This is a genomic window from Enterobacter cloacae complex sp. 2024EL-00214, from assembly GCF_043945575.1.
Lineage (GTDB): Bacteria > Pseudomonadota > Gammaproteobacteria > Enterobacterales > Enterobacteriaceae > Enterobacter > Enterobacter cloacae_P.
Genome location: NZ_JBIMRC010000006.1, coordinates 243,243 through 266,202, shown reverse-complemented (window position 1 = coordinate 266,202; position 22,960 = coordinate 243,243). Strand labels below are relative to the sequence as shown.

Here is a 22,960-nt window from a genome sequence, read left to right as displayed (position 1 = left end):
TTGCCTGGCGGCTTTAGCGCGGTGGTCCCACCTGACCCCATGCCGAACTCAGAAGTGAAACGCCGTAGCGCCGATGGTAGTGTGGGGTCTCCCCATGTGAGAGTAGGGAACTGCCAGGCATCAAATTAAGTAGTAAGCCGGTGCATGAATCCGGTGGTTACAGCAGTCTTCGGTGGAGCGGTAGTTCAGTCGGTTAGAATACCTGCCTGTCACGCAGGGGGTCGCGGGTTCGAGTCCCGTCCGTTCCGCCACTTATTGAAAGCCCTGAGTTAACGCTCAGGGCTTTTTTCTTGTCTGTTGTATATTTATTGCTAAATTAGCAAAAATCCTCTGCGTTTTACGCTCTTTTTCAGCATAACAGCAACAGTGATAATCCTCCTCAGTTAACAAACACTATGATTAACGAGGAATGACATGACTATCCCTGCATTTGGTCTGGGCACTTTCCGCCTGAAAGACGACATTGTTATCGCATCTGTAAAAACCGCACTTGAGCTTGGCTATCGCACTGTTGATACGGCACAGATTTATGAAAATGAAGCTGCTGTTGGTCAGGCGATTGAAGAGAGTGGCGTGCCGCGTAACGAGCTTTTTATCACCACCAAAATCTGGATTGAGAACCTCAGCAAAGACAAACTGATCCCAGGCCTGAAAGAGAGCCTGAAAAAACTGCGTACCGACTACGTGGATCTGACTCTGGTCCACTGGCCATCACCGAATGATGCCGTGGCAGTGGAAGAGTTTATGAAGGCATTGCTGGAAGCGAAAGAGCAGGGTCTGACCCGTGAAATTGGTATCTCCAACTTCACCATCCCACTGATGGAAAAAGCGATTGCGGCTGTTGGAGCAGAAAATATTGCGACCAACCAGATTGAACTGTCCCCATATCTGCAAAACCGCAAAGTCGTGAACTGGGCAAAACAGCACGGTATTCACATTACCTCTTACATGACGCTGGCTTACGGTAAAGCTCTGAAAGATGAAGTGATTACACGCATCGCAGAGAAGCACAACGCAACAACTGCACAGGTGATCCTGGCATGGGCGATGGGGGAAGGTTATGCCGTTATCCCTTCATCGACCAAACGTGAAAACCTGGCCAGCAATCTGTTAGCTCTGGATCTCCTGCTGGATGATGAAGACAAAAAAGCGATCGCAGCCCTGGATTGCAACGATCGCCTGGTTAGCCCGGAAGGTTTAGCTCCGAACTGGGATTAATATTGACCACCCTCTGTAACCTAAGCCCTCACACAGCTCCTCCTGGAGCTGTTTTTACATGCTCGCTCAGGAAGTCGATAAAAGCACGTATGCGCGTACTTACCGCCCTGTCGCTGTAATACACCGCGCTGAAAGGCATTTCTACCGGCAGACATTTATCTGCCATCAGTTCTACAAGCTCACCGCGTGCTATCTCTTTATCAATCATGTAATCGGATAAACAGGCGATCCCGTTCCCTTCAAGGCACAGCTGCTTTAGCGTCTCCCCACTGTTGGACGATATTCCGCTGGTGATTTCATGAAGTTGCCCATCATGACAGGCGATGGGCCAGGTATTCAGCGATACGGGTTCCGTAAAGCCCAGACACAGATGCTGCTTCAGCTCTTCAACCGTCTCTGGCTTTCCATGCACGGCAATATACTGTGGTGAGGCGATGATTTTACGGTAACTGGCAAACAGAGGACGGGCACGTAAGCTTGAGTCCGTTAAGGTTCCAGCCCGAATCGCGACATCGACTTTCCGCTCAATAAGATTAATAAACGTTTCGGAGGAGACCAGAGATAGCGTCATTTCCGGATAGCGTTCACGAAATGGTTTAACCAGCGGCATCAGGAAATGCAGCACGACAGGGGTGGACGCATCAATACGCAGCAATCCGCGCGGCGTACTGCGGGTTTCCATTATCTCTGTTTCCGCTGCAGCCATCTCCTGCAGAACAGACTGCACGCGACGGAAATAACGCTCACCTTCTTCCGTCAGGCTCAGCTGACGCGTCGTTCGGTTGAGCAGGCTCACCCCAAGCTTCATCTCCAGCTTTTTAACCGAGCGGCTGATAGCAGAGTTAGCTTGTCCAAGCTGTTCGGCCGCGCGGCTAAAGCTGCCGCTTTCGACGACGGCGACAAAGATTGTCAGCTCTTCCGACGTTGCTTTCATTGTTGCACCACCTGCAAAATTCTATTGAGATTTTGACCATTTTTGTTATTTAAGCACTGGCGCATACTCCTTGTCATCTTAATCCTGAAGAGACGGAGTATTTTATGCCACTGGCGCTACTTGCCCTGACGATCAGTGCCTTTGCAATTGGCACGACCGAATTCGTTATTGTAGGACTGGTTCCTGCTATTGCTAATCAACTTGCTATTTCGCTGCCCTCTGCCGGGCTGCTGGTTTCTATCTATGCGCTGGGTGTCGCGGTTGGCGCACCGGTACTGACGGCGCTGACCGGACGCTTTCCGCGTAAGCAGCTGTTAGTTGCCCTGATGGTGCTCTTCACCGCGGGTAATATTCTGGCCTGGCAGGCCCCGGATTACACCACGCTGGTGATTGCCCGGCTACTGACCGGCCTCGCGCATGGCGTGTTCTTCTCCATCGGCTCCACCATTGCAACCAGCCTGGTACCAAAAGAGAAAGCGGCGTCTGCTATTGCGATTATGTTTGGTGGTTTGACCGTTGCACTGGTAACCGGTGTGCCGCTAGGGACGTTTATCGGGCAACATTTCGGCTGGCGTGAAACCTTCCTGGCGGTCTCTTTGCTGGGTGTGATTGCCCTGGTTGCCAGCCTGTTGCTGGTGCCATCAAATATCCACGGACGCGCCAGTGCCAGCCTGAGCGATCAGCTGAAAGTTCTTACTCATCCGCGGTTGCTGATCATCTATGCGGTTACGGCCCTGGGTTATGGTGGCGTATTCACTGCTTTCACCTTCCTGGCTCCGATGATGCAGGATCTCGCAGGATTTTCGCCAAATACGGTGAGCTGGATTTTGCTGGGCTACGGTATCTCAGTTGCGATCGGTAATATCTGGGGGGGCAAACTGGCCGATAAACATGGAGCCGTTCCTGCTCTGAAGTTCATCTTCGCTGCGCTGGTTGTTCTGCTGATGGTTTTCCAGTTTACGGCATCAATGCAATACGCCGCGCTGGTCACGGTACTGGTTATGGGGATCTTCGCTTTTGGCAACGTGCCGGGTCTTCAGGTGTACGTTGTGCAGAAAGCCGAGCTTTATACGCCAAATGCGGTGGATGTAGCATCGGGTCTTAATATTGCGGCATTCAATATTGGCATTGCGCTGGGTTCTATCATCGGCGGGCAAACCGTTGAACACTTCGGCTTAACACAAACGCCGTGGATTGGCGCAGTGATTGTCCTTATTGCCTTCCTGTTGATTGGCTGGAGCGGACGCCTTGATAAACCGGCTCGTGTGGCTCTTGGATAAACAGCAGTAAGTGCTTGCTTACAAATCTGGAAAGCGGTTTCTCCGTAATGGCGTTGAAAGTGTGACCTAAAATCCCTATAACAGTAGAACCAGTCCGTTTTCCGGGCTGGTTCATGTTACAGAGGTCGTTTCCAAAAGTGCGAAAAAATACTTATGCCATGCGTTATGTTGCCGGACTGCCCGCGGAGAGGATCTTGCCTCCGGGGTCGTTTGCGAGCATCAGCCAGGCATTGCCCGCTGGTACACCGTTAAGCAGTGATGAAAAAATCCGGGTACTGGTCTGGAATATCTTTAAGCAACAGCGTGCGGAATGGTTATCCGTGCTCAAGAATTTTGGTAAGGATGCGCATCTGGTTCTGTTACAGGAGGCGCAAACCACTCCTGAACTGGTGAGGTTTGCGACGACTAACTATCTTGCCGCTGATCAGGTACCCGCATTTGTTTTACCGCAACATCCCTCTGGTGTGATGACCCTCTCTGCTGCGCATCCGGTCTATTGCTGTCCGCTGCGTGAGCGCGAGCCAATCCTGCGTCTGGCAAAATCGGCGCTGGTGACGGTTTATCCCCTGCCGGATACCCGTTTGCTGATGGTGGTGAATATCCACGCGGTAAACTTCAGTCTGGGCGTGGATGTGTATAGTAAGCAGTTACTTCCCATTGGCGACCAGATTGCCCATCACAGTGGGCCGATCATTATGGCCGGGGATTTCAATGCCTGGAGCCGTCCGCGCATGAATGCGCTGTATCGCTTTGCGCGTGAAATGTCGCTGCGTGAAGTCCGTTTTACCGATGACCAGCGCAAGAAGGCATTTGGTCGTCCTCTCGATTTTGTCTTCTATCGTGGTTTGAGCGTACATGACGCCTCCGTTCTGGTGACGCGCGCTTCCGATCACAATCCGCTACTCGTCGAATTCAGTCCCGGCAAGCCTGATAAATAATGGTGTGTCAGGTCTGCCGTGGGGCAGACCTGCGCGGGTGCTGCCCTTTATTTTTTTACCAACAAAAGGACAGTACGATGACAACAACACACTCCCATCATGACAACGTAGAAAAACAGTTTGGTTCGCAGGCAAGTGCCTATCTGAGCAGCGCTGTACACGCGTCTGGACGCGACCTGGTGCGTCTCGGTGAACGCCTGGCAGCATTCCCGCAGGCGCACGTGCTGGACTTAGGCTGTGGGGCCGGCCACGCCAGCTTTGCGGCTGCACAGCAGGTTGCTCAGGTCACGGCGTATGATTTATCCAGCCAGATGCTGGAGGTGGTCGCGGAGGCGGCAAAAGCGAAAGGGCTGAGTAATGTTACGACGCGCCAGGGTTATGCCGAATCCTTACCCTTTGAGGATTCGTCATTTGACGTAGTCATCAGCCGCTACTCTGCACATCACTGGCATGATGTCGGGCAGGCATTACGGGAAGTCAAACGCGTGCTCAAGCCGGGCGGGATCTTCATCATTATGGATGTGATGTCCCCGGGGCATCCGGTACGCAATATCTGGCTGCAGACGGTTGAAGCGCTGCGTGACACCTCTCATGTGCAAAATTACTCCAGCGGAGAGTGGTTATCGTTTATCACCGATGCGGGTTTAATTTCACGTTCATTAATGACAGACCGTTTGCCGCTGGAGTTCAGTTCGTGGATCGCGCGCATGCGTACACCTGAAGCGTTAAGCCAGGCTATTCGGCTGTATCAGGAGAGTGCTTCTGCGGAAGTGAAAACCTACTTTGAATTGCAGGACGATGGCTCGTTTACCAGCGATACCATCATGGCTGAAGCGCAAAAAGCGGGATAAAACAAAAAAGGCACCCGGGGGAACGGGTGCCTTTTTATCTTTAGATTGTACTATCAGGAGTCTGGCGTGGCACTGTTCTTCACAAACAGTGTCAACTGGTCGCCTGGTTGCAGATTGTCAGTATCATTATTCCAGCGCATCACATCTTTGATGTTCACGCCGTGTCGTTTTGCGATACTGGACAGTGAATCGCCTTTACGCACGCGATAAGTAATGCTATCGCTGTTGTTGGCGAGACGCTGTGCGCTGCTACCTGCACCCACCGTCAGAGTCTGACCCACTTTCAGGCCTGAGCTGCGCAGATTATTCCACTGCTGCAGATCTTTCGCATTCACGCCAAGACGTGTTGCAATGCCCGAAAGCGTATCACCTGAACGAACCTTGTAACTACGACTGCTTACAGGTGATGTGTCTGCTATCAGCGTTGACTGAACAGCAGCAATTTCACCAGAAGCTAAAGACTCACGTAACTGCTCGGCATGTTTCTGCGGAACCATTACATACTGTGGGCCGCTAGCCCCCAGGGTTGAGCCTTTAACGCCTGCATTAAAGGTTTTCAATTTACTTACCGACATACCCGTCATATCAGCAACCTGTTGAATATCAACCGGGTTGCTGAGGCGAACGCGCGCCAGTGCACGACTTTCGTCTGGTGTTGGCAGTTGAACACCGTAACGCTTGCTGTTCTTGAGAATATCGCTCAATGCCAGCATTTTCGGTACGTAAATCTTCGTTTCCTGTGGCAGTGAGAGCGACCAGAAATCGGTGGATTTACCACGCGCTTTATTCGCCTTCATTGCCTTCAGTACACGACCCTCACCGCTGTTATACGCAGCAACTGTTAACAACCAGTCACCGTCAAACATCTTGTTCAGACGTTGCATCATGTCGAGAGCCGCTGTCGTTGAAGCGACAACATCTCGACGCGCATCGTAGCTGCGGGTCTGTTTCAAACCATAATTGCGCCCTGTGCTCGGAATGATCTGCCAAATACCTGCGGCATTGGCACCAGACGTTGCGTGTGGGTCAAAAGCGCTCTCCACTATGGGTAGGAGTACCAGCTCCATAGGCATGTTACGTTTCTTAACTTGCCCGGCTATCCAGTACATATACGGCTCTGCCCGTAACGTTACATCGTGGAGATAGCTCTTATTTCTCAAATACTTCTGTTTCTGTTCGCGAATCCGGCTGTTTTCCGGAATTCCCATCTTTAGCTCGTCGCCAATAGAGGCCCACAAGTCCTGATCCTGCGCGAATGATGTCCCATCGTCCATCCATCGCGCTGAACTTGTAAACTTCCCTGCTTCCCCTTGACCAGCTGCAGAAAGGCTCTGTGCGTGCTGTTGTACGTTGCTGCCGTTTTGTGACTGGCAACCTACAAGCAGGACAGAGGCGAGTAATATCGCTTTTGCCTTCATGTGTGTGTCAATAGTTGCTTAAAAGACGAGCGATGATAACGACGAAATTTTGAAAAGGCAACCCAGAATTATCGGAAGTTATCTTTCTTTGACCTTAACCATGCAAATCGTTCTTCAGGTTGTTTCAAAATTGTTTCTTGGTTAATTTTATTAATTAAATCAATATCATCTGTTCGTAAAAATAAATTTATTTCCCGCTCATTTTTCAGAATTACGGGGAGTGTTTTTTGGTTTTTTGCGCGTAACTCCTTCACTTTCTGATAATAATCTTGAATCGCACGATCCTCCGGTAAGAGGCTGACTGCAAACTTCATATTTCCTAATGTATACTCATGTGCGCAACAAATGAGAGTATCGTCGGGTAGTGCGTTAATTGCCTGTAAAGATTGATGCATTTGTGCTGGCGTGCCTTCGAATAGCCTTCCGCAGCCGCCAGAAAACAGTGTATCGCCGCAAAAAAGATAAGGATTGCTGTAGTAACAAATATGTCCAGAAGTGTGACCTGGTGTGGCAAATACAGAAAACTCCCACCCTGGAATGAGGATTTTTTCGCCATCTTCGACTATCTGTGTCGCTCCCTTATCTTGTGTCTCCTTCGGTCCATATACCACAAGATGCGGAAAATGGGCGCACAGTTCAGGAACACCACCGACGTGATCGTTATGATGGTGGGTCAGGAGTATGGCTTCTGGCTGCCAGCCATTCTCTTTTATTGCGTGTAAAACCGGTGTTGACTCACCGGGATCAACAATGATACATCGATGAGCGTCATCAACTAAAACCCAGATGTAATTGTCCTGAAAAGCAGGAATACTGATAAGATTCATACATTACCTCTTTTAGCGTGGCGGGTGTTTTGATGAAACCGGCAAGGGTACCTCAGACTGTCGCAGCACCGGAACGTTGGGCGGAATTGCCCTGGGGTGAATATTATCGCGAGGCGTTAGAACAGCAGCTGAAGCCCTGGCTCGCGAAAATGTATGGTTTCCACCTGCTTAAGATTGGCAATCTCAGCGCGGAAATCAATACCGAAAGCTGCGCTATCTCGCATCAGGTCAATGTTTCTCTTGATGGATCGCCCGTTAACGTAAAGGCTGATCCCCTGCATTTGCCGTTTGCCGAAAAATCGGTTGATGCGTGCCTGCTTGCACATACGTTACCCTGGTGTAGCGATCCTCACCGTCTGCTACGTGAAGCCGATCGCGTGTTGATCGATGACGGCTGGCTGGTTATCAGCGGTTTCAATCCGCTTAGCCTGATGGGGCTACGTAAGCTGGTGCCCGTACTACGCCGTACATCACCTTATAACAGCCGAATGTTCACCATGATGCGTCAGCTGGACTGGCTTTCATTGCTGAACTTTGAAGTGCTTTGCTATGGCGGTTTTCAGGTCTTGCCCTGGGCGCGGCAGGGTGGGGTACTGCTAAGCACTCATCTGCCTGCTTTAGGTTGCATGCAGTTCATCGTTGCGCGTAAGCGGACAATTCCCCTTACGCTAAACCCGATGAAACAGAACAAATCGCAAACGCAGATCCGTCAGACCGTTGGCGCAACGCGTCAGTACAGAAAACCCTGATCAGGATTCTGGCTGATAGCCAGTATCTTCATGGACAGGGTTAGAGGCAGCCGTACGGGCAAGTTCGTCACAGCGTTCGTTTTCCGGGTGTCCCGCGTGGCCTTTCACCCATTCCCATTTGATTTCGTGCTGACCCAGTGCCGCATCAAGACGCTTCCAGAGGTCGACGTTCTTGACCGGTTTTTTATCTGCTGTTTTCCAGCCGCGTTTTTTCCAGTTGTGGATCCACTGGGTGATGCCCTGACGCACGTATTGACTGTCGGTGCTCAGCACCACGTCACAGTGCTCTTTCAGGGCTTCCAGCGCCACGATGGCCGCCATCAACTCCATGCGGTTGTTAGTGGTCAGGAAATAGCCTTCGCTAAAAGTTTTTTCGTGCTGGCGATAGCGCATAATCGCGCCATAACCGCCAGGTCCTGGGTTGCCGAGACAAGATCCATCGGTGAAAATTTCTACCTGTTTACGCATCTCTGGTAGACTTCCTGTATTTGAAACGTTCAGTTAAACGATAAGTCTGACATAAATGACCGCTATGAGCACTGCAATTACTCGCCAGATTGTCCTCGATACCGAAACCACCGGTATGAACCAGATCGGCGCACACTACGAAGGACACAAGATCATTGAGATCGGTGCTGTTGAAGTGGTGAATCGTCGTCTTACGGGGAACAACTTCCACGTTTACCTCAAACCCGATCGGCTGGTGGATCCAGAAGCGTTCGGCGTTCACGGTATCGCCGATGAGTTTTTGCTGGATAAGCCGACTTTTGCGGATGTGGCGGACGAGTTCCTGGAGTACATCAAAGGTGCCGAGCTCGTCATCCATAACGCATCGTTCGATATCGGCTTTATGGATTATGAATTCAGCAAGCTTAATCGTGATATCCCGAAGACGAACACGTTCTGTAAAGTGACCGATAGTCTGGCACTGGCCAGGAAAATGTTTCCAGGCAAGCGTAACAGCCTCGATGCCCTCTGTTCACGTTATGAGATAGACAACACCAAGCGAACGCTGCACGGCGCACTGCTCGATGCCCAGATACTGGCCGATGTCTACCTGACGATGACGGGTGGTCAGACGTCGATGGCCTTCAGCATGGAAAACGACGCTCAGCAGATGCAGGGTGACGCGGGAATTCAGCGCCTTGTACGTCAGAGCAGCAGGCTACGGGTTGTTTTAGCTAGCGATGAAGAACTGCTAAACCATGAATCCCGTCTGGATCTCGTGCAGAAGAAGGGCGGAAGCTGCATGTGGCGCGCGTAAAAAGGGGCCAGAATGGCTGTAAAATCACCGTCTGGGTGATTTTTGCAGCAAACGATTCAAAACGTGAGAAAAAGCGTTGACGAGTTCGGAGGCAAACCGTAATATTCGCCTCGTTCCCACGGGAACACAGCGGAGCGGTAGTTCAGTCGGTTAGAATACCTGCCTGTCACGCAGGGGGTCGCGGGTTCGAGTCCCGTCCGTTCCGCCACTATTCAGGGCCATGTTATTGATTAACATGGCCCTTTTTCTTGTCTGTAATTTACGGTATGCCATGACCGTTTGGCTGGCGCTGGTGTGCCGTTCCCTTCTGAAAGTATTTGATAACAAACATTTCATCCTCATCATGAATGCTGTGCCTGTTCTCATTAATATGATCGCTGAGACAGCGGGTGACATCGGCGCGGTTCGCGGGAACAGGCTTCTCATCAAGGATCATCAGCATTCGCTCCAGGTCTGCCAGCCCGTTGATGATGATCTTCTTCCAGACTTACACAGGCTGTTGCTTTTGTAATCCCAGCTAAGACCCTTAAACACGTTTGACCTCCCTCCCTGTTGATTAACACACCGCGATGTGAGTAATGTCTTCATTAGCCACATGAGGATTTTCATCTGGCTGGATAAATAGAGAATGAGAAGGTCAACCAATGCCAACTACCCCGCAAGAACTTAAATAAAATCGGCATTTCAATGTTCCGAAAAATACAAAGTTATTCTACTTACTTAATGTTTATATAGTTACGTAAGTCGCAATTCAGATTCAGAGCTTAATAATCTTATTCATCATCATTACATAATTATAAAGTACAAAAAACTATTGGTTGGTTCCATTTTTTTTAAAAACAATATGTTAGAACTATATTGTGATGTGGTATTTCGTATGAAGATTATTCATGCAAGCCTATGAAAGCTGTGTATTTTTATACAAATGAAGATCTTGTTTATATTCATTCTTTTGTATAAAGTGTAAAAAAATTAAGGTTATGACTCCAATTAGTCGAGCATATGTTGTTTGATGAAGGCTTCGATGACTTTTCATGGACTTATATAGAGCGCGAGAAACGAGCCAGACGTTTGATACGGGTTCGCAACGTCATATTGCTATGCTCATTGCGTAAAAATCTTGCCGGTCAGATGCTTATCCTTTAGCACTTCCCGGCCATAGCTGTCGGGCCTTACACCAACGAAGCTCCATTGCTCATTGAGTTCGTAGATAAGCGCCGCACCGGAATGGGCGACTGGCGAAGACGTTATTCGCTTCGGCGTGAGTTTTTTAAAGTACGGAAAACCGTGTTGATACCTATTTTCAGCGTCCTTGCCGTATCGCGAACCCCGGTGCCGTTGAAGGTTATATCAACGATTTGCTCTTTAACACCGGCTTTCTGGCCTGCCAGGTGTCGGTGAGCGGGAATACGCATCGACACTCACGACAACGGAAACAACTTTGGCCTTTAGGATGTTCCGGTCATGGTGATAAACCAGAACAGAATTACAACGGGAACAATGAACGTTAACGCGTGCCAGGAGAAAATCTCAAAACCCCAGATTATATATCAGATTCAACCAATTAGAGGCATCATCAACATGAGTTACTCTAATTTTCAAAGTAGGCTAGTTCAGGAGTCGTTATGTATAGCGATCTGTACACTCTTAATGAGCAGGTCCGCACAGCGCTGTCCGATATAGGAAGGGAAATTTCAATCCACTCAGAGAGAGTTGAGGTTACTGCTTCACCAAAAAAGATTTGGCGCTTAAAGCGCCACGACACAAAGTTGATTTATGTACTCACTGCAGGAGAAGTCGAACTCTGCAATGTGCATAACAACATTATATTAGCGAATATCAATCACCAGGCCGTTTTTGGTTTATCAACGATGCTTTCTAAGCGGGAATGTTATTATATCCGCACGGTATCTGATGTTAAGTTGTCGTATCTCAAACTGCATGATTTTATGCGACTGGTGGAAGAAAAAAAGTTATGGAAAGACGTTTCATTGATACTCACATGGTATCTTGAAATTTACTGTTTCAGGGAGGAGTTGAATTCCAGAACGACCAATAGCTATAGCATTGTTAAACCCTATCTTGAAATGCTGTGGGAGCATAACCAAGAGAGTTTAAACGATGTTTCGATATTTACTTTTATTTTAAATCGTACGTCCGTGTCACGGAGTACATTAAACAAAATCTTAAAAAATCTCTCTGATGGCGGATATATTACCGTTAATCGTGGAAGACTTGTCGATTTGAAACCCCTACCTGCGGGTTATTAATACGTCTATTATTTTTTGTTTTTCCTTTCTGAAAAACTCTTGATCCCTTTATGGGGATGTCGTTCACGTTGCCATTTTACAGGCACTACACACGCATATATAAAATTTGGATAAACGCTATTGGCACCGTTTTATTGGGCAAATATCGGAGGATGACGCAGCTTTAATTAACAATGCTGTGCTGCATCGGTACGCCTGAATACTGAACGAAAATTTTAATAAAAGACATTTTGAATTTCCACTGGAGTTAATGATGAACAGAAGTACTGACATGGTTATAAAACGAATTTCGAACAATAACGGCACTCGCGTATTTCTTAAAAATGCGATTACGACATTACTTTTTACCGCGCCGCTGAGTGTGCCTGTATTTGCCGCGTCTAACGCGACCGTTATTGATAACGGTGCTACGGTAATCGTTCCTGACACTCAAAGTAGTCCGTGGATTTTACCGGGAGCTATCTACGCCGGGGAAAATAGTACAGGTTCACTGACCATTACTAAAGGTGGCGTTGTTCAGTCCGGCACCACCGCTTCCGGCACCAGCGGTTCTGTTCTCGGATATAATTCGGGCAGTACCGGAACCCTCACCGTTGACGGCGGTGCCTGGTACGATGGCGTAGATCCCTCTAATCAGGCACTATCTGGCGGTACGACCGCCGTTGGTGGAGGTGGTACAGGGACGCTGAATGTTTTCAATGGCGGAAAGGTCGGACTGGTATTCATGAACGTCGGCCAGAACGATAATAGCACGGGTACTGTTGTGGTGGATGGTGTCGATTCGCAGTTGTTAGCCACGACAACCTCCTCTTCGGGGATAACCGTAGGTACCAATGGCAACGGTTCGGTGACCATCAGTAACGGCGGCTCTATCATTAGTAATTCTTCCACTGGTGTCGGCTGGGGAAAAAATTCTAACGGTATAGTGAATGTCGACGGCTCGGGTTCGGGCTGGGTAATCAACAGCGGCCCGATGAACGTCGGTGGTGCCGGAACCGGTAGCATGAGTGTTACTAACGGCGGTGTAGTGAAAAGCGCTGGCGGAGCGATTGCCGGGGGTAGCCCTGCTGACGATGCCGCAGGTAAAGGTGACGTCATTATCGACGGTCCAGGCTCCCTTTGGGATATTGGCGCACGAGAGCTGAGCATCGGTGCTCAAAATAGTGCAACTAAGTTACCGTCTGGTAATGGTACCTTGATTGTATCCAACCAGGGTCAACTTAATGCCCAAAGTATCAATGTCGATGCCGAAAATGGCACGGTGGCAATCGGTGCTTTAGCCGGGCAAACGGCTAAGGCAGCAGGAACTATCAATGCCAAAAAAATAATTTTAGCCAATACCAACAGCAATCTGGTGTTTAACCATACCGACACCTCCGGCAACTATATTTTCGCACCCGTTATTAGTGGCCTGGGTAATGTCAGCCAACTGAGCGGCATTACCGTCATTAACGGTGTGAATACTTATATCGGTACCACCACTATCGATGGCGGTGCGCTTATCGTTGGCGATGCAGCCAATTCAACGGCAGTGCTGAACGGTGCCAAAGCCGCTGATGTTACGGTGGGTAGCAATGGCACTCTGGCTGGTACAGGCGTAGTCAATGGCAACGTGGTTAACAACGGCATGGTTGCCTCGCTCAATACGCTTTCCGGTCAGGAAAGTCAGCCAAACAGTAACTTTACGCTCGCAGGTGGTATCGAAAACAACGGTATTATCAACCTGGCGGGCGCACAGCCGGGTAATACCCTGACCGTCAGCAACCAATATACCGGCAACAACGGTACGCTTATCCTGAAAACTTATATGGGTGATGACAGCTCGGCAAGCGATCGCCTGGTGCTGAACAACGCCAAAGCCGACGGCAATACCTCTCTTATCATCAAGCATGGTGGCGGTACCGGCGCGCGTACTAACACCGGGATCCTGCTGATTGATGCCCAGAATGGCAGTACCACCACGCCTGATGCCTTCCGTCTGTCACCCTCTTCGGATGGTTACCGCCAGAATATCGGCACCATCGCTGCAGGTGCTTATGATTACTCACTGACCAGAGGCGGAGATGGCAGTGCAGGTAACCCGGAGTCCTGGTACTTAACTTCCCGTGAAGTGAAGCCGATGACTCCGCTGACGCCGAGCTCGCCACGTCCGGTAACCCCTCCGGTTACAGACCAGGGCAATCAACCGCCGGTTGACCCGATAGTGCCGATGACTCCGCTGACGCCGAGCTCGCCGCGTCCGGTAACCCCTCCGGTTACAGACCCGAGCACTCCAGCCGAACCAGCAACACCGTCGACCCCGGTATTACGTCCTGAAATAGGTTCTTATATCGATAACCTGCGTGCTGCCAACACCATCTTCGCCATGCGTTTACACGACCGCCTGGGTGAAACCCAGTATCTGGACGATATGTCCGGTAACGGCAAAGTAAGCTCTATGTGGATGCGTAACATCGGCGGGCATACCGGTTCGCACGTGGGCAATGATGCCATCGCGACCAATGCGAATCGCTACGTCATACAGATTGGCGGTGATATCGTCGACTGGTCAAATGATGGTCTTGATCGCTACCTGGTCGGTCTGATGGGAGGCTACGCCAATCAGAAAAGCCACAGCGTTTCCCACGCTTCCGGCTACAACTCTCGCGGCAGCCTGAACGGCTACAGCGTCGGGGTTTATGGTACCTGGTATGCCAACGACACCACCAAACAAGGTACCTACGTTGATACCTGGGCCCTGTACAACTGGTTCAACAACAGCGTCAGCGGTCAGGGTCTGCCGTCTGAAAGCTACAAATCCAATGGCTTTACCGCCTCCGTTGAAGCGGGTTACACCCATAAAACTGGTGAATATCAGACGCTGAATGGCATGGTTAACCAGGTCTTTATCCAGCCGAAGGCGCAGGTCACCTGGATGGGGGTGAAAGCCGACAACCATACCGAGATTAACGGTACAAGCGTCAGTGGTACCGGTGACAATAATATCCAGACCCGTCTCGGTGTGAGAGCCTTTATTAAAGGACAAAGCAAACTGGATGAAGGTAGTCAGCGTGAATTTGAACCTTTCGTGGAAGCGAACTGGATTTATAACACCGACAACTACGGTGTAAATATGGATGGTGTCAGCACTTATATGGACGGCACACGAAATATTGGTGAGCTGAAGCTGGGTGTTGAGGGAAAAATTAACCGTCAGGCGACGCTGTGGGCGAACGTAGCACAACAGATCGGTGACAAGGGATACAGTGACACTCAGGGAACCGTTGGGGTAAAATACGCCTTCTGATAAACCCAGATGAAAAGACCGGGCAATTTATTTGCCCGGTTCTGGAGACAATATGAAATTAGCAATTGGGATCTTTTTAGGGTTATTCAGTTTTGGTGCGCTGGCGGCAACTCCAGAAACCGCCGCCCTATGGACACCGGGAAAAGGCGTACTGTGCGATAAGTACATTTGTGCCGATGCTACCGGCGTATCCATTCCACTGACTGAAAAATATGTGGGTAAAACTCGTGCTGATAAATTAAAAGCCATGGGCGAGTTTGATACCACCTCTTTCACCTTCGTGACCGGTCTTTCCTGCGACGTGAAAGAAAAGCTCTGTCGTCAGGATCGCTATTACGGTGCCGATGGCAAGCGCAGCGGTAAGATAAACAAATACTATACCAAAGTGGTATTTGGTGGTTTTTAACGTTCTTTTGTCGTTAGATTCACCGTTTTCTGCTGTTGAATTAACAATGCGATTTACCGGAAATTGATTGAAATAAGACACTTCTCTGGATCAATTTGTGAACTGCGGGACTGCATAACTTCAACGTCATAGCGTAAAACCCTATACCGGGTGTTTTATGCTCTGACTTATAAAAGCCCGGGTGAGGCATTGCCACCACCCGGTTTTATTCATTCGATATTAAACGGGTCTGCATCCTGCCACGCGGGAAACTTCTCGCGATACTCCTTCAACGCAGTCAACGACAGCTCAGCATCAATACGTGTCGCCTGATGTGGCTCGGCAGTCGCAATAATTTCACCCTGCGGATTCACTACCCGGCTGTCACCACGATAGTGATGCCCGTTGCCATCCGTACCCACGCGATTACAGCCCACAACATACGCCTGGTTCTCAATAGCACGCGCTACCAGCAGTGACTGCCAGTGCAGTGAGCGTGGGGCAGGCCAGTTGGCGACATACAGCGCCAGATCGTAATCATTGCGGTTGCGCGACCAGACCGGGAAGCGCAGGTCGTAGCACACCAGCGGCAAAATACGCCAGCCGCGCCACTCAAACACCACTCGTTCGTTACCTGCTTCATAGTGATGATGCTCATCCGCCATGCGGAACAAGTGGCGTTTATCGTAAAAATGCACTTTCCCCTCTGGTTCAACCAACAGGAACCGGTTCACCGGCCCGCGTTCGGTTTGCAGGGCCGCGCTCCCGGCAATCAGCGCGTTTGTCTGTTGTGCTTTGGCATGCATCCAGGCGACCACATCTTCCTGCGGCATCGACTGTTTAGCGGCTTCCATTGCGAAACCGGTGGTGAACATCTCCGGCAGGACAATCACATCACGCCCGGTAATCTCTTCCAGTTGACGATCAAAGTGGCGCAGGTTGGCGGGGCCATCCATCCACACTAAAGGTTGCTGCAAAATCGAAATCTTCAGACCAGGCACAATTCAGACTCCTCAAACGACCACTTTTTGACACTGTAGCACGACACAACGAGAAAATGTGGCAATAAAAAACCCCGCACGGGGCGGGGTTTGTACACGCGAAATGCGTTATGCGGCTTCAGGTTTGCGGGCCTTCTCCGGCAGCTTTACTGGCTGGGTTGCCAGCTCCTCTGGTTCGAAATCATCCACGTTAATGCTGCGCAGACGGCTCTCTTCGGCTTTCACCAGAATAGCGGCTTCATCCTTATCGATGATTCCACCTGCCAGCGCCTGTTTTGCCAGTTCATCCAGGCGGGTAAAGGACAGATTTTTACCCAGCTGTTTGCAGATCTTCTGGTGAATCGGGTCGGCGGCCATGACATCCAGCAGCGCCTCTTCCAGCAGACCCACTGGGTTATGTGGCGATGGAGTCAGATACTGACCACGACCAATACGTGAGCGGGTTGCACTCGGTACCTGGAGGATCTTCGCCACTTTATGATCCAGTTTGTCAGACGGAGCCAGATGATGACGACCGGTAGGGAAGATCACCACGCGCAGGGCACCAGCGACAAAACGGTTCGGGAAGTTCGCCAGCAGATCGTCAATCGCCTGTTCTGCCTGGTGCATGGCGTCCTGTACGCCCCAGTGTACCAGCGGCAGATCCGCTTCCTGACGGCCTTCGTCGTCGTAGCGCTTCAGTACCGCAGAAGCCAGGAACACCTGACTCAGCACATCCCCCAGACGGGCAGAGATACGCTCACGACGCTTCAGGCTACCGCCCAGCACGGCCATAGAGACGTCAGACAGCAGAGCCAGGTTGGCGCTCAGGCGGTTCAGCTGTTGGTAATAACGTCGGGTGGCATCACCAGTTGGTGTCGCGCTGGTGCGACCGTTGGTCAGACCCAGCCAGAAACTACGCACCTTGTTGCTGCCGACATGACCAATATGTTTAAACAGCAGCTTATCGAAGGCATCAACGTCATTATTTTGCGCGGCGGCCATCTCTTCCAGCACATACGGATGGCAGCGAATTGCCCCCTGGCCGAAGATCATCATGCTGCGGGTCAGGATGTTTGCCCCTTCCACGGTGATAGCAATGGGTGCGCCCTGATAGCCGCGCGCCAGGAAGTTACCTTCGCCGAGCATAATGCCTTTACCCCCGGCAATGTCCATCGCATCAATGATGGATTGCTGTGCACGGTGGGTGCAGTGATACTTCACAATTGCCGACAGTACGGCCGGTTTTTCGCCCAGCATAATGCCGTAGGTAATCAGCGAAGCCGCAGCATCCATCACGTAAGCATTGCCTGCAATGCGCGCCAGTGGTTCTTCAATACCTTCCATCTTGCCGATGGAGATTTTGAACTGACGGCGGATGTGGGCGTAAGCACCAATTCCCATCGCCACAGATTTCAGACCACCGGTTGAGTTCGACGGCAGAGTAATACCGCGACCAACAGACAGACATTCCACCAGCATACGCCAGCCCTGACCGGCCATTTTCGGGCCACCGATGATGTAATCAATCGGTACAAAGATATCCTGGCCACGAGTCGGACCGTTCTGGAACGGCACGTTCAGCGGGAAGTGACGACGGCCAATTTCAACGCCCGGGGTAGAGGTTGGGATCAGCGCACAGGTAATGCCCAGGTCCTCTTCGCCACCCAGCAGTTTTTCCGGGTCAGAGAGTTTAAAGGCCAGACCCAGCACGGTGGCGATAGGTGCAAGAGTGATATAGCGTTTGTTCCAGGTCAGGCGCATACCCAGCACCTGCTCACCCTGCCATTCCCCCATACAGACCACGCCGGTATCCGGGATCGCACCCGCATCAGAGCCTGCTTCCGGGCTGGTCAGCGCGAAGCATGGGATTTCCAGGCCACGCGCCAGGCGCGGCAGGTAGTGATCTTTCTGCTCTTCAGTACCGTAATGCTGCAGCAGTTCACCAGGGCCTAAGGAGTTAGGTACACCGACGGTGATCGCCAGGATCCCTGAGACACCTGCCAGTTTTTGCAGCACGCGAGCCTGAGCGTAAGCGGAGAATTCCAGACCGCCATACTCTTTCTTAATGATCATCGCAAAGAAGCGATGTTCTTTCAGGTAGGCCCACAGTTCTGGCGGCAAGTCGGCCATTTCGTGGGTGATGGCAAAGTCGTTTGCCATGCGGCACGCTTCTTCCACCGGGCCATCAATAAAGGCTTGTTCTTCGGCGGTCAGACGTGGCTGCGGATAGTTATGCAGCTTTTTCCAGTCCGGGTTACCCTGGAACAGGTCGCCTTCCCACCAGGTGGTACCCGCATCAATCGCTTCTTTCTCAGTACGCGACATCGGCGGCATCACTTTACGGAAGCCTTTGAACACCGGTGCGGAGATCATTGATTTACGCATCGGGGCAAAGTTAAACGGCAGCAGAATGATGGCCAGTGGAACTAAAAGCCAGATATTCCAGAGACCTGCGACGCCAAATGCTGCCGTCCAGACCAGCAGAATCAGGCTGCTCAGGAATAAACTTACACGGTGATAGAACAACACACCGAGCAGAACAACGGTTGCGAGAATGCTCAAAATCATCATAAAGAAAAGCTCCCTTGCTTGTAGGAGGTCTGACCACTTGTGATGATATGGTTGTAGTGGATGTTATTTTTTTTAGCAATGAATTTACAAAATAATTACAACCTGGTTCACATTGTTCGTGTTTTAGCAGGCACGAAAAATCAAAACGCCGGACGATTCACATGGCTTTAGCTTCTCGCTTTTAACGCTATCCGGTACACTCCACTGTGTTATTTCATCAATACTGAAGGATTATCCTCATGTACCAGGATCTTATTCGTAACGAACTGAACGAAGCGGCGGAAACGCTGGCGAACTTTCTGAAAGATGATGCCAATATTCACGCTATTCAGCGCGCGGCGGTCCTGCTGGCCGACAGCTTCAAAGCCGGTGGTAAAGTGCTCTCCTGCGGTAACGGTGGCTCCCACTGTGACGCCATGCACTTCGCAGAAGAGCTGACCGGGCGTTATCGCGAAAACCGTCCGGGCTACCCGGCGATTGCGATTTCTGACGTGAGCCACATCTCCTGCGTGAGCAACGATTTTGGTTACGACTATGTCTTCTCCCGCTATGTTGAAGCTGTGGGGCGTGAAGGTGATGTGCTGCTGGGGATTTCTACCTCCGGTAACTCTGGTAACGTGATCAAAGCGATTGCTGCCGCGCGTGAAAAAGGGATGAAAGTTATCACCCTGACCGGTAAAGATGGCGGTAAAATGGCCGGTACCGCGGACATTGAGATCCGTGTTCCGCACTTCGGTTATGCCGATCGCATTCAGGAAATTCACATCAAAGTGATCCACATCCTGATCCAGCTGATCGAAAAAGAGATGGTTAAGTAAGACTTCGCTGGGGGCATGATTGCCCCCGCTGTTGTGGAGGTGACGTATGTGCGAACTGCTCGGGATGAGCGCCAATGTGCCAACCGATATCTGCTTTAGTTTCACCGGGCTGGTTCAGCGCGGTGGGGGGACCGGGCCGCATAAAGACGGCTGGGGTATAACCTTCTACGAAGGCAAAGGGTGTCGCACGTTCAAAGATCCACAGCCCAGCTTTAATTCACCGATTGCCAAACTGGTGCAGGACTATCCGATAAAGTCCCACTCTGTTATTGCGCATATCCGCCAGGCGAATCGCGGTGAAGTGGCGCTGGAAAATACCCATCCGTTTACCCGCGAGCTGTGGGGACGTAACTGGACGTATGCTCACAATGGTCAGCTCTCTGGCTATAAGTCCCTGGAGACGGGGAATTTCCGCCCGGTAGGCGAGACAGACAGCGAAAAAGCCTTCTGCTGGCTGCTGCACAAGCTGACAGAGCGTTATCCTCGTACCCCCAGCAACATGACCGCCGTGTTTAAATACATCGCATCGCTGGCTTCAGAGTTACGTGAAAAGGGCGTGTTTAACATGCTCCTGTCTGACGGGCGCTACGTAATGGCGTTCTGCTCGACGAATCTGTTCTGGATCACCCGTCGTGCGCCGTTTGGCGTGGCAACGCTGCTCGATCAGGATGTGGAAATTGATTTTCAGACAGAGACCACACCAAACGATGTGGTTTCTGTGATAGCGACGCAACCGCTGACGGGCAACGAAACCTGGCAAAAGATTATGCCAGGTGAGTGGGCGTTATTTTGCCTGGGAGACCGTGTAGTTTGACGCCAGCTGTGGCTGGACAACTTCGTGGCTCAGTGGCTTGCTGACCACGTAACGGCCATCCACCACCGACACTACCGGCGGCTTGTGGGTCTGTTCAAAGTAGTCATAACCCGGTTTCATCTGTTTCCAGAAATCCGCATAGTAGGAATACTTGTGACGCGCCATGTTGGCATCGGTCATGCGGAACGGGTAGATGCTGACCTGAACGCTTGGCTGACCAAAGACCAGTGCGCCAGTGACAAACTGGAAGATCTCATCAATGCCGGAATCGGTCATCGCGTAACAGCCGATAGACACGCAGGCACCGTGGATCATCAGGTACTTACCTTCATAACCGTGAGCACGGTCATAGGCATTAGGGAAGCCGATGTTAATGGCTTTATAGAAGCGGCTGTCAGGCTTTAGCTGGCTACGCTGAACGTTGTAAAAACCTTCCGGGCTTTTGAAATCGCCCTGACGTTGTTTTGGCCCCAGACCACCGGAGTAGTTACAAATTTTGTAGCTATCGAGCAGCTGATACGTCTCGCCCATTTTTACAAACAGATCGAGAGTGCGTTCTTCCTTGAATATTTGAATATAAACCGGTGATCCCATTAATTGCTGTTTATATTCTTTGCTGACCGGCGTGGTTGAACTGCTGCTGCTGAGCAACCCGGCAAACGACACGCACGGAATCAGAAGCATCGCAATGAACAATGCGATTTTACGCATACTACTAGTTCCTTGATAAAACTAAGACCAACTTGCCAGGACGGCAAAAGAGACCCGAAATCAGATTATTCTGGTTAGGAGCGCTCACATTAGCACCGCTATAGATTTTCGCAAGAGCAGAGCGGTTAGTTTACAAATTAGTTTTACTTTATACCCCATCCCAAAGGCGTTGACTCCAGGAACTTTGCGTAATCGCTCGCATTTTGGCGTGTGCAACGGCGGATTCCCTGCCCTGGAAAGGGCGAAAATGGTACACTTCTGCCCACTGGATTGTTGTTCATGGAAACTTCCTAACTACATGTTTAAAATCAGAAAAGGGCTTAATTTGCCGATTTCAGGCGTGCCGGAACAGCACGTTTCGACGGGCGTTAGTGTTCGCCATGTCGCCATTTTGGGTGACGATTATCTGGGAATGCGCCCCTCAATGCTGGTACAGGAGGGCGATCGCGTCATCAAAGGACAGGCGCTCTTTGAGGATAAAAAGAATCCTGGCGTCATGTTTACCGCACCAGCCTGCGGTACCATCGTTGCGATCAATCGTGGGGAACGCCGTGTTATGCAGTCGGTGGTTATCCGCATTGAAGGCGACGAGCAGCGTACATTTGCTCATGTTGATGCCACCGAACTGACGAGCCTCAGCCGGGGTGCCGTACAGGCGCAGCTGCTGGAATCAGGCCTGTGGACGGCGTTTCGCACGCGTCCCTTCAGTAAATCGCCCGTACCGGACACGGTGCCTGCGGCGATTTTCGTCACGGCAATTGACACCAACCCGCTCAGCGTAGACCCCCAGCCCGTGATTCTGGCACAGCGAAAAGCCTTTGATGCCGGGCTGACCGTGTTAACGCGCCTGACGTCGGGTAAAGTCCATGTCTGCCAGGCCAGTGGAGGCAAGCTTGGTGGTCATCCGCAAGGTCAGGTCACGTTTAACGAATTTGCAGGCCCCCATCCTGCTGGGCTGGCTGGCACCCATATCCACTTTCTTGAGCCGGTAAGCCTGACAAAGCAGGTCTGGCATCTCAACTATCAGGACGTCATTGCCATCGGTAAGCTTTTTACGACAGGTGAGCTGTGTGCTGAACGTGTGGTTGCCATCGGCGGGCCACAGGCGGCAAATCCGCGTCTGGTGCGTACCCTGCTGGGGGCGGATATCAATGAACTGCTGGACGGTGAAATAAACGAGGGCGAAAACCGCCTGATTTCCGGCTCGGTTCTCAGTGGCCGACATGCGGTTGGTGCGCAGGCTTATCTTGGTCGTTTTCATCTGCAGGTGAGTGTTGTCCTGGAAGGGCGTGAGAAAGAGCTGTTCGGCTGGGTTCTGCCTGGCGCGGAGAAATTCTCCGTGACCCGCACGACGCTTGGACATTTCCTGCGTCACAAGCTTTTTAACTTCTCTACCAGTACACATGGTGGTGAGCGCGCAATGGTTCCCATTGGTAACTATGAGCGCGTGATGCCGCTGGATATTCTGCCGACCATGCTGCTGCGCGATTTACTCGCCGGGGATACCGACAGCGCACAGGCGCTGGGCTGTCTTGAGCTTGACGAAGAAGATCTGGCGCTCTGTACCTATGTTTGTCCAGGTAAATACGAATATGGACCCGTATTGCGCGAGGTGTTAACCCGCATTGAGCAGGAAGGATAAC

19 protein-coding genes, 2 tRNA genes, 1 rRNA gene and 2 pseudogenes are annotated in these 22,960 nt (G+C 51.0%); 15 read left to right on the top strand and 9 right to left on the bottom strand.

Going from position 1 to position 22,960, the window contains the following annotated elements; genetic code table 11:
• Positions 1–3: 3 nt before the first annotated feature.
• The 3 genes from rrf to dkgB all read left to right on the top strand — a co-directional run bounded on the left by rrf (position 4) and on the right by dkgB (position 1,218).
• Positions 4–119: ribosomal RNA gene (gene rrf / locus ACHHZ6_RS09790) — 5S ribosomal RNA — on the top strand.
• Between the two features lie 55 nt (positions 120–174).
• Positions 175–251, top strand: a tRNA-Asp gene (locus ACHHZ6_RS09785).
• A 163-nt stretch (positions 252–414) separates the two neighbouring features.
• Entirely contained in the window at positions 415–1,218 is an 804-nt protein-coding gene (gene dkgB / locus ACHHZ6_RS09780) for a 2,5-didehydrogluconate reductase DkgB (protein WP_182273835.1), read from the top strand.
• Positions 1,219–1,246: 28 nt separating this feature from the next.
• Here dkgB and yafC read toward each other — a convergent pair whose 3' ends face one another.
• Entirely contained in the window at positions 1,247–2,152 is a 906-nt protein-coding gene (yafC, locus tag ACHHZ6_RS09775; protein WP_182273836.1) for a DNA-binding transcriptional regulator YafC, read from the bottom strand.
• A 104-nt stretch (positions 2,153–2,256) separates the two neighbouring features.
• Here yafC and ACHHZ6_RS09770 point away from each other — a divergent pair, with 104 nt between their 5' ends.
• The 3 genes from ACHHZ6_RS09770 (at position 2,257) to ACHHZ6_RS09760 (ending at position 5,221) form a co-directional block, all read left to right on the top strand.
• Complete coding sequence (locus ACHHZ6_RS09770; RefSeq protein ID WP_182273837.1) at positions 2,257–3,432, top strand: MFS transporter; 1,176 nt, start codon at positions 2,257–2,259, stop codon at positions 3,430–3,432.
• 137 nt (positions 3,433–3,569) lie between these two features.
• The gene (locus tag ACHHZ6_RS09765) at positions 3,570–4,370 is read left to right on the top strand and encodes an endonuclease/exonuclease/phosphatase family protein (RefSeq protein ID WP_182273838.1); all 801 of its coding nucleotides are present in this window, start codon (positions 3,570–3,572) and stop codon (positions 4,368–4,370) included.
• 77 nt (positions 4,371–4,447) lie between these two features.
• Positions 4,448–5,221: a class I SAM-dependent methyltransferase gene (locus tag ACHHZ6_RS09760; protein ID WP_182273839.1), complete on the top strand. Its 774-nt coding sequence runs from the start codon at positions 4,448–4,450 to the stop codon at positions 5,219–5,221.
• Positions 5,222–5,274: 53 nt separating this feature from the next.
• On the opposite strand, the gene mltD is transcribed toward ACHHZ6_RS09760, so the two are convergent.
• Together mltD and gloB are read right to left on the bottom strand one after the other, a co-directional pair.
• Positions 5,275–6,639 carry a murein transglycosylase D gene (gene mltD, locus ACHHZ6_RS09755; RefSeq protein WP_182273840.1) on the bottom strand — a complete coding sequence of 455 codons (1,365 nt, stop codon included), beginning with the start codon at positions 6,637–6,639 and terminating at the stop codon, positions 5,275–5,277.
• 68 nt (positions 6,640–6,707) lie between these two features.
• Entirely contained in the window at positions 6,708–7,466 is a 759-nt protein-coding gene (gene gloB, locus ACHHZ6_RS09750) for a hydroxyacylglutathione hydrolase (protein WP_182919445.1), read from the bottom strand.
• A gap of 32 nt (positions 7,467–7,498) precedes the next feature.
• On the opposite strand from gloB, the gene ACHHZ6_RS09745 reads away from it, so the two are divergent.
• Complete coding sequence (locus ACHHZ6_RS09745) at positions 7,499–8,215, top strand: class I SAM-dependent methyltransferase (RefSeq protein WP_182919446.1); 717 nt, start codon at positions 7,499–7,501, stop codon at positions 8,213–8,215.
• Here ACHHZ6_RS09745 and rnhA read toward each other — a convergent pair whose 3' ends face one another.
• Entirely contained in the window at positions 8,216–8,683 is a 468-nt protein-coding gene (gene rnhA / locus ACHHZ6_RS09740; protein ID WP_182273843.1) for a ribonuclease HI, read from the bottom strand.
• Positions 8,684–8,747: 64 nt separating this feature from the next.
• Between rnhA and dnaQ the strand changes: the two genes are divergently transcribed.
• Positions 8,748–9,479, top strand: coding sequence for a DNA polymerase III subunit epsilon (gene dnaQ / locus ACHHZ6_RS09735; protein ID WP_196390842.1), 732 nt, complete (start codon positions 8,748–8,750; stop codon positions 9,477–9,479).
• A 131-nt stretch (positions 9,480–9,610) separates the two neighbouring features.
• Positions 9,611–9,687 (top strand) — tRNA-Asp (locus ACHHZ6_RS09730).
• An 84-nt stretch (positions 9,688–9,771) separates the two neighbouring features.
• Here the strand turns inward: ACHHZ6_RS09730 and ACHHZ6_RS09725 are convergent.
• Together ACHHZ6_RS09725 and ACHHZ6_RS09720 are read right to left on the bottom strand one after the other, a co-directional pair.
• Positions 9,772–10,025, bottom strand: a pseudogene (locus tag ACHHZ6_RS09725) (DUF4942 domain-containing protein); the annotation flags it as partial.
• 494 nt (positions 10,026–10,519) lie between these two features.
• Positions 10,520–11,000, bottom strand: a pseudogene (locus ACHHZ6_RS09720) (IS1 family transposase).
• Positions 11,001–11,104: 104 nt separating this feature from the next.
• On the opposite strand from ACHHZ6_RS09720, the gene ACHHZ6_RS09715 reads away from it, so the two are divergent.
• The 3 genes from ACHHZ6_RS09715 (at position 11,105) to ACHHZ6_RS09705 (ending at position 15,441) form a co-directional block, all read left to right on the top strand.
• Positions 11,105–11,749 (top strand): helix-turn-helix domain-containing protein, encoded by a 645-nt coding sequence (locus ACHHZ6_RS09715; protein WP_182273845.1) that lies wholly within the window; start codon positions 11,105–11,107, stop codon positions 11,747–11,749.
• Positions 11,750–12,020: 271 nt separating this feature from the next.
• Positions 12,021–15,035, top strand: a complete 3,015-nt coding sequence (locus ACHHZ6_RS09710) for an autotransporter outer membrane beta-barrel domain-containing protein (protein WP_395122161.1) — start codon at positions 12,021–12,023, stop codon at positions 15,033–15,035.
• A 52-nt stretch (positions 15,036–15,087) separates the two neighbouring features.
• Positions 15,088–15,441: a YcgJ family protein gene (locus ACHHZ6_RS09705; protein ID WP_182919448.1), complete on the top strand. Its 354-nt coding sequence runs from the start codon at positions 15,088–15,090 to the stop codon at positions 15,439–15,441.
• A gap of 209 nt (positions 15,442–15,650) precedes the next feature.
• Here ACHHZ6_RS09705 and ACHHZ6_RS09700 read toward each other — a convergent pair whose 3' ends face one another.
• Both ACHHZ6_RS09700 and fadE read right to left on the bottom strand, forming a co-directional pair.
• Entirely contained in the window at positions 15,651–16,421 is a 771-nt protein-coding gene (locus ACHHZ6_RS09700) for an amidohydrolase (protein WP_395122160.1), read from the bottom strand.
• 108 nt (positions 16,422–16,529) lie between these two features.
• Positions 16,530–18,974: an acyl-CoA dehydrogenase FadE gene (gene fadE / locus ACHHZ6_RS09695; RefSeq protein ID WP_182919449.1), complete on the bottom strand. Its 2,445-nt coding sequence runs from the start codon at positions 18,972–18,974 to the stop codon at positions 16,530–16,532.
• Positions 18,975–19,213: 239 nt separating this feature from the next.
• Here fadE and lpcA point away from each other — a divergent pair, with 239 nt between their 5' ends.
• Together lpcA and ACHHZ6_RS09685 are read left to right on the top strand one after the other, a co-directional pair.
• Positions 19,214–19,792, top strand: coding sequence for a D-sedoheptulose 7-phosphate isomerase (lpcA, locus tag ACHHZ6_RS09690; protein ID WP_028017728.1), 579 nt, complete (start codon positions 19,214–19,216; stop codon positions 19,790–19,792).
• Between the two features lie 46 nt (positions 19,793–19,838).
• Entirely contained in the window at positions 19,839–20,606 is a 768-nt protein-coding gene (locus ACHHZ6_RS09685; RefSeq protein WP_182273850.1) for a class II glutamine amidotransferase, read from the top strand.
• Here the strand turns inward: ACHHZ6_RS09685 and dpaA are convergent.
• Positions 20,577–21,317: a peptidoglycan meso-diaminopimelic acid protein amidase gene (gene dpaA, locus ACHHZ6_RS09680; protein WP_395122159.1), complete on the bottom strand. Its 741-nt coding sequence runs from the start codon at positions 21,315–21,317 to the stop codon at positions 20,577–20,579. The two genes, ACHHZ6_RS09685 and dpaA, sit on opposite strands and share 30 nt — an antisense overlap.
• A gap of 298 nt (positions 21,318–21,615) precedes the next feature.
• Here dpaA and ACHHZ6_RS09675 point away from each other — a divergent pair, with 298 nt between their 5' ends.
• Positions 21,616–22,959, top strand: coding sequence for a Na(+)-translocating NADH-quinone reductase subunit A (locus tag ACHHZ6_RS09675; RefSeq protein ID WP_182919450.1), 1,344 nt, complete (start codon positions 21,616–21,618; stop codon positions 22,957–22,959).
• Position 22,960 lies beyond the last annotated feature (1 nt).

Coding starts and splice junctions, on each gene's coding strand:
- dkgB (WP_182273835.1), top strand. CDS start 415: ATGACTATCCCTGCATTTGGTCTGGGCACTTTCCGCCTGAAAGACGAC.
- yafC (WP_182273836.1), bottom strand. CDS start 2,152: ATGAAAGCAACGTCGGAAGAGCTGACAATCTTTGTCGCCGTCGTCGAA.
- ACHHZ6_RS09770 (WP_182273837.1), top strand. CDS start 2,257: ATGCCACTGGCGCTACTTGCCCTGACGATCAGTGCCTTTGCAATTGGC.
- ACHHZ6_RS09760 (WP_182273839.1), top strand. CDS start 4,448: ATGACAACAACACACTCCCATCATGACAACGTAGAAAAACAGTTTGGT.
- mltD (WP_182273840.1), bottom strand. CDS start 6,639: ATGAAGGCAAAAGCGATATTACTCGCCTCTGTCCTGCTTGTAGGTTGC.
- gloB (WP_182919445.1), bottom strand. CDS start 7,466: ATGAATCTTATCAGTATTCCTGCTTTTCAGGACAATTACATCTGGGTT.
- ACHHZ6_RS09745 (WP_182919446.1), top strand. CDS start 7,499: ATGAAACCGGCAAGGGTACCTCAGACTGTCGCAGCACCGGAACGTTGG.
- rnhA (WP_182273843.1), bottom strand. CDS start 8,683: ATGCGTAAACAGGTAGAAATTTTCACCGATGGATCTTGTCTCGGCAAC.
- dnaQ (WP_196390842.1), top strand. CDS start 8,748: ATGAGCACTGCAATTACTCGCCAGATTGTCCTCGATACCGAAACCACC.
- ACHHZ6_RS09715 (WP_182273845.1), top strand. CDS start 11,105: ATGTATAGCGATCTGTACACTCTTAATGAGCAGGTCCGCACAGCGCTG.
- ACHHZ6_RS09710 (WP_395122161.1), top strand. CDS start 12,021: ATGGTTATAAAACGAATTTCGAACAATAACGGCACTCGCGTATTTCTT.
- ACHHZ6_RS09705 (WP_182919448.1), top strand. CDS start 15,088: ATGAAATTAGCAATTGGGATCTTTTTAGGGTTATTCAGTTTTGGTGCG.
- fadE (WP_182919449.1), bottom strand. CDS start 18,974: ATGATGATTTTGAGCATTCTCGCAACCGTTGTTCTGCTCGGTGTGTTG.
- lpcA (WP_028017728.1), top strand. CDS start 19,214: ATGTACCAGGATCTTATTCGTAACGAACTGAACGAAGCGGCGGAAACG.
- ACHHZ6_RS09685 (WP_182273850.1), top strand. CDS start 19,839: ATGTGCGAACTGCTCGGGATGAGCGCCAATGTGCCAACCGATATCTGC.
- dpaA (WP_395122159.1), bottom strand. CDS start 21,317: ATGCGTAAAATCGCATTGTTCATTGCGATGCTTCTGATTCCGTGCGTG.
- ACHHZ6_RS09675 (WP_182919450.1), top strand. CDS start 21,616: ATGTTTAAAATCAGAAAAGGGCTTAATTTGCCGATTTCAGGCGTGCCG.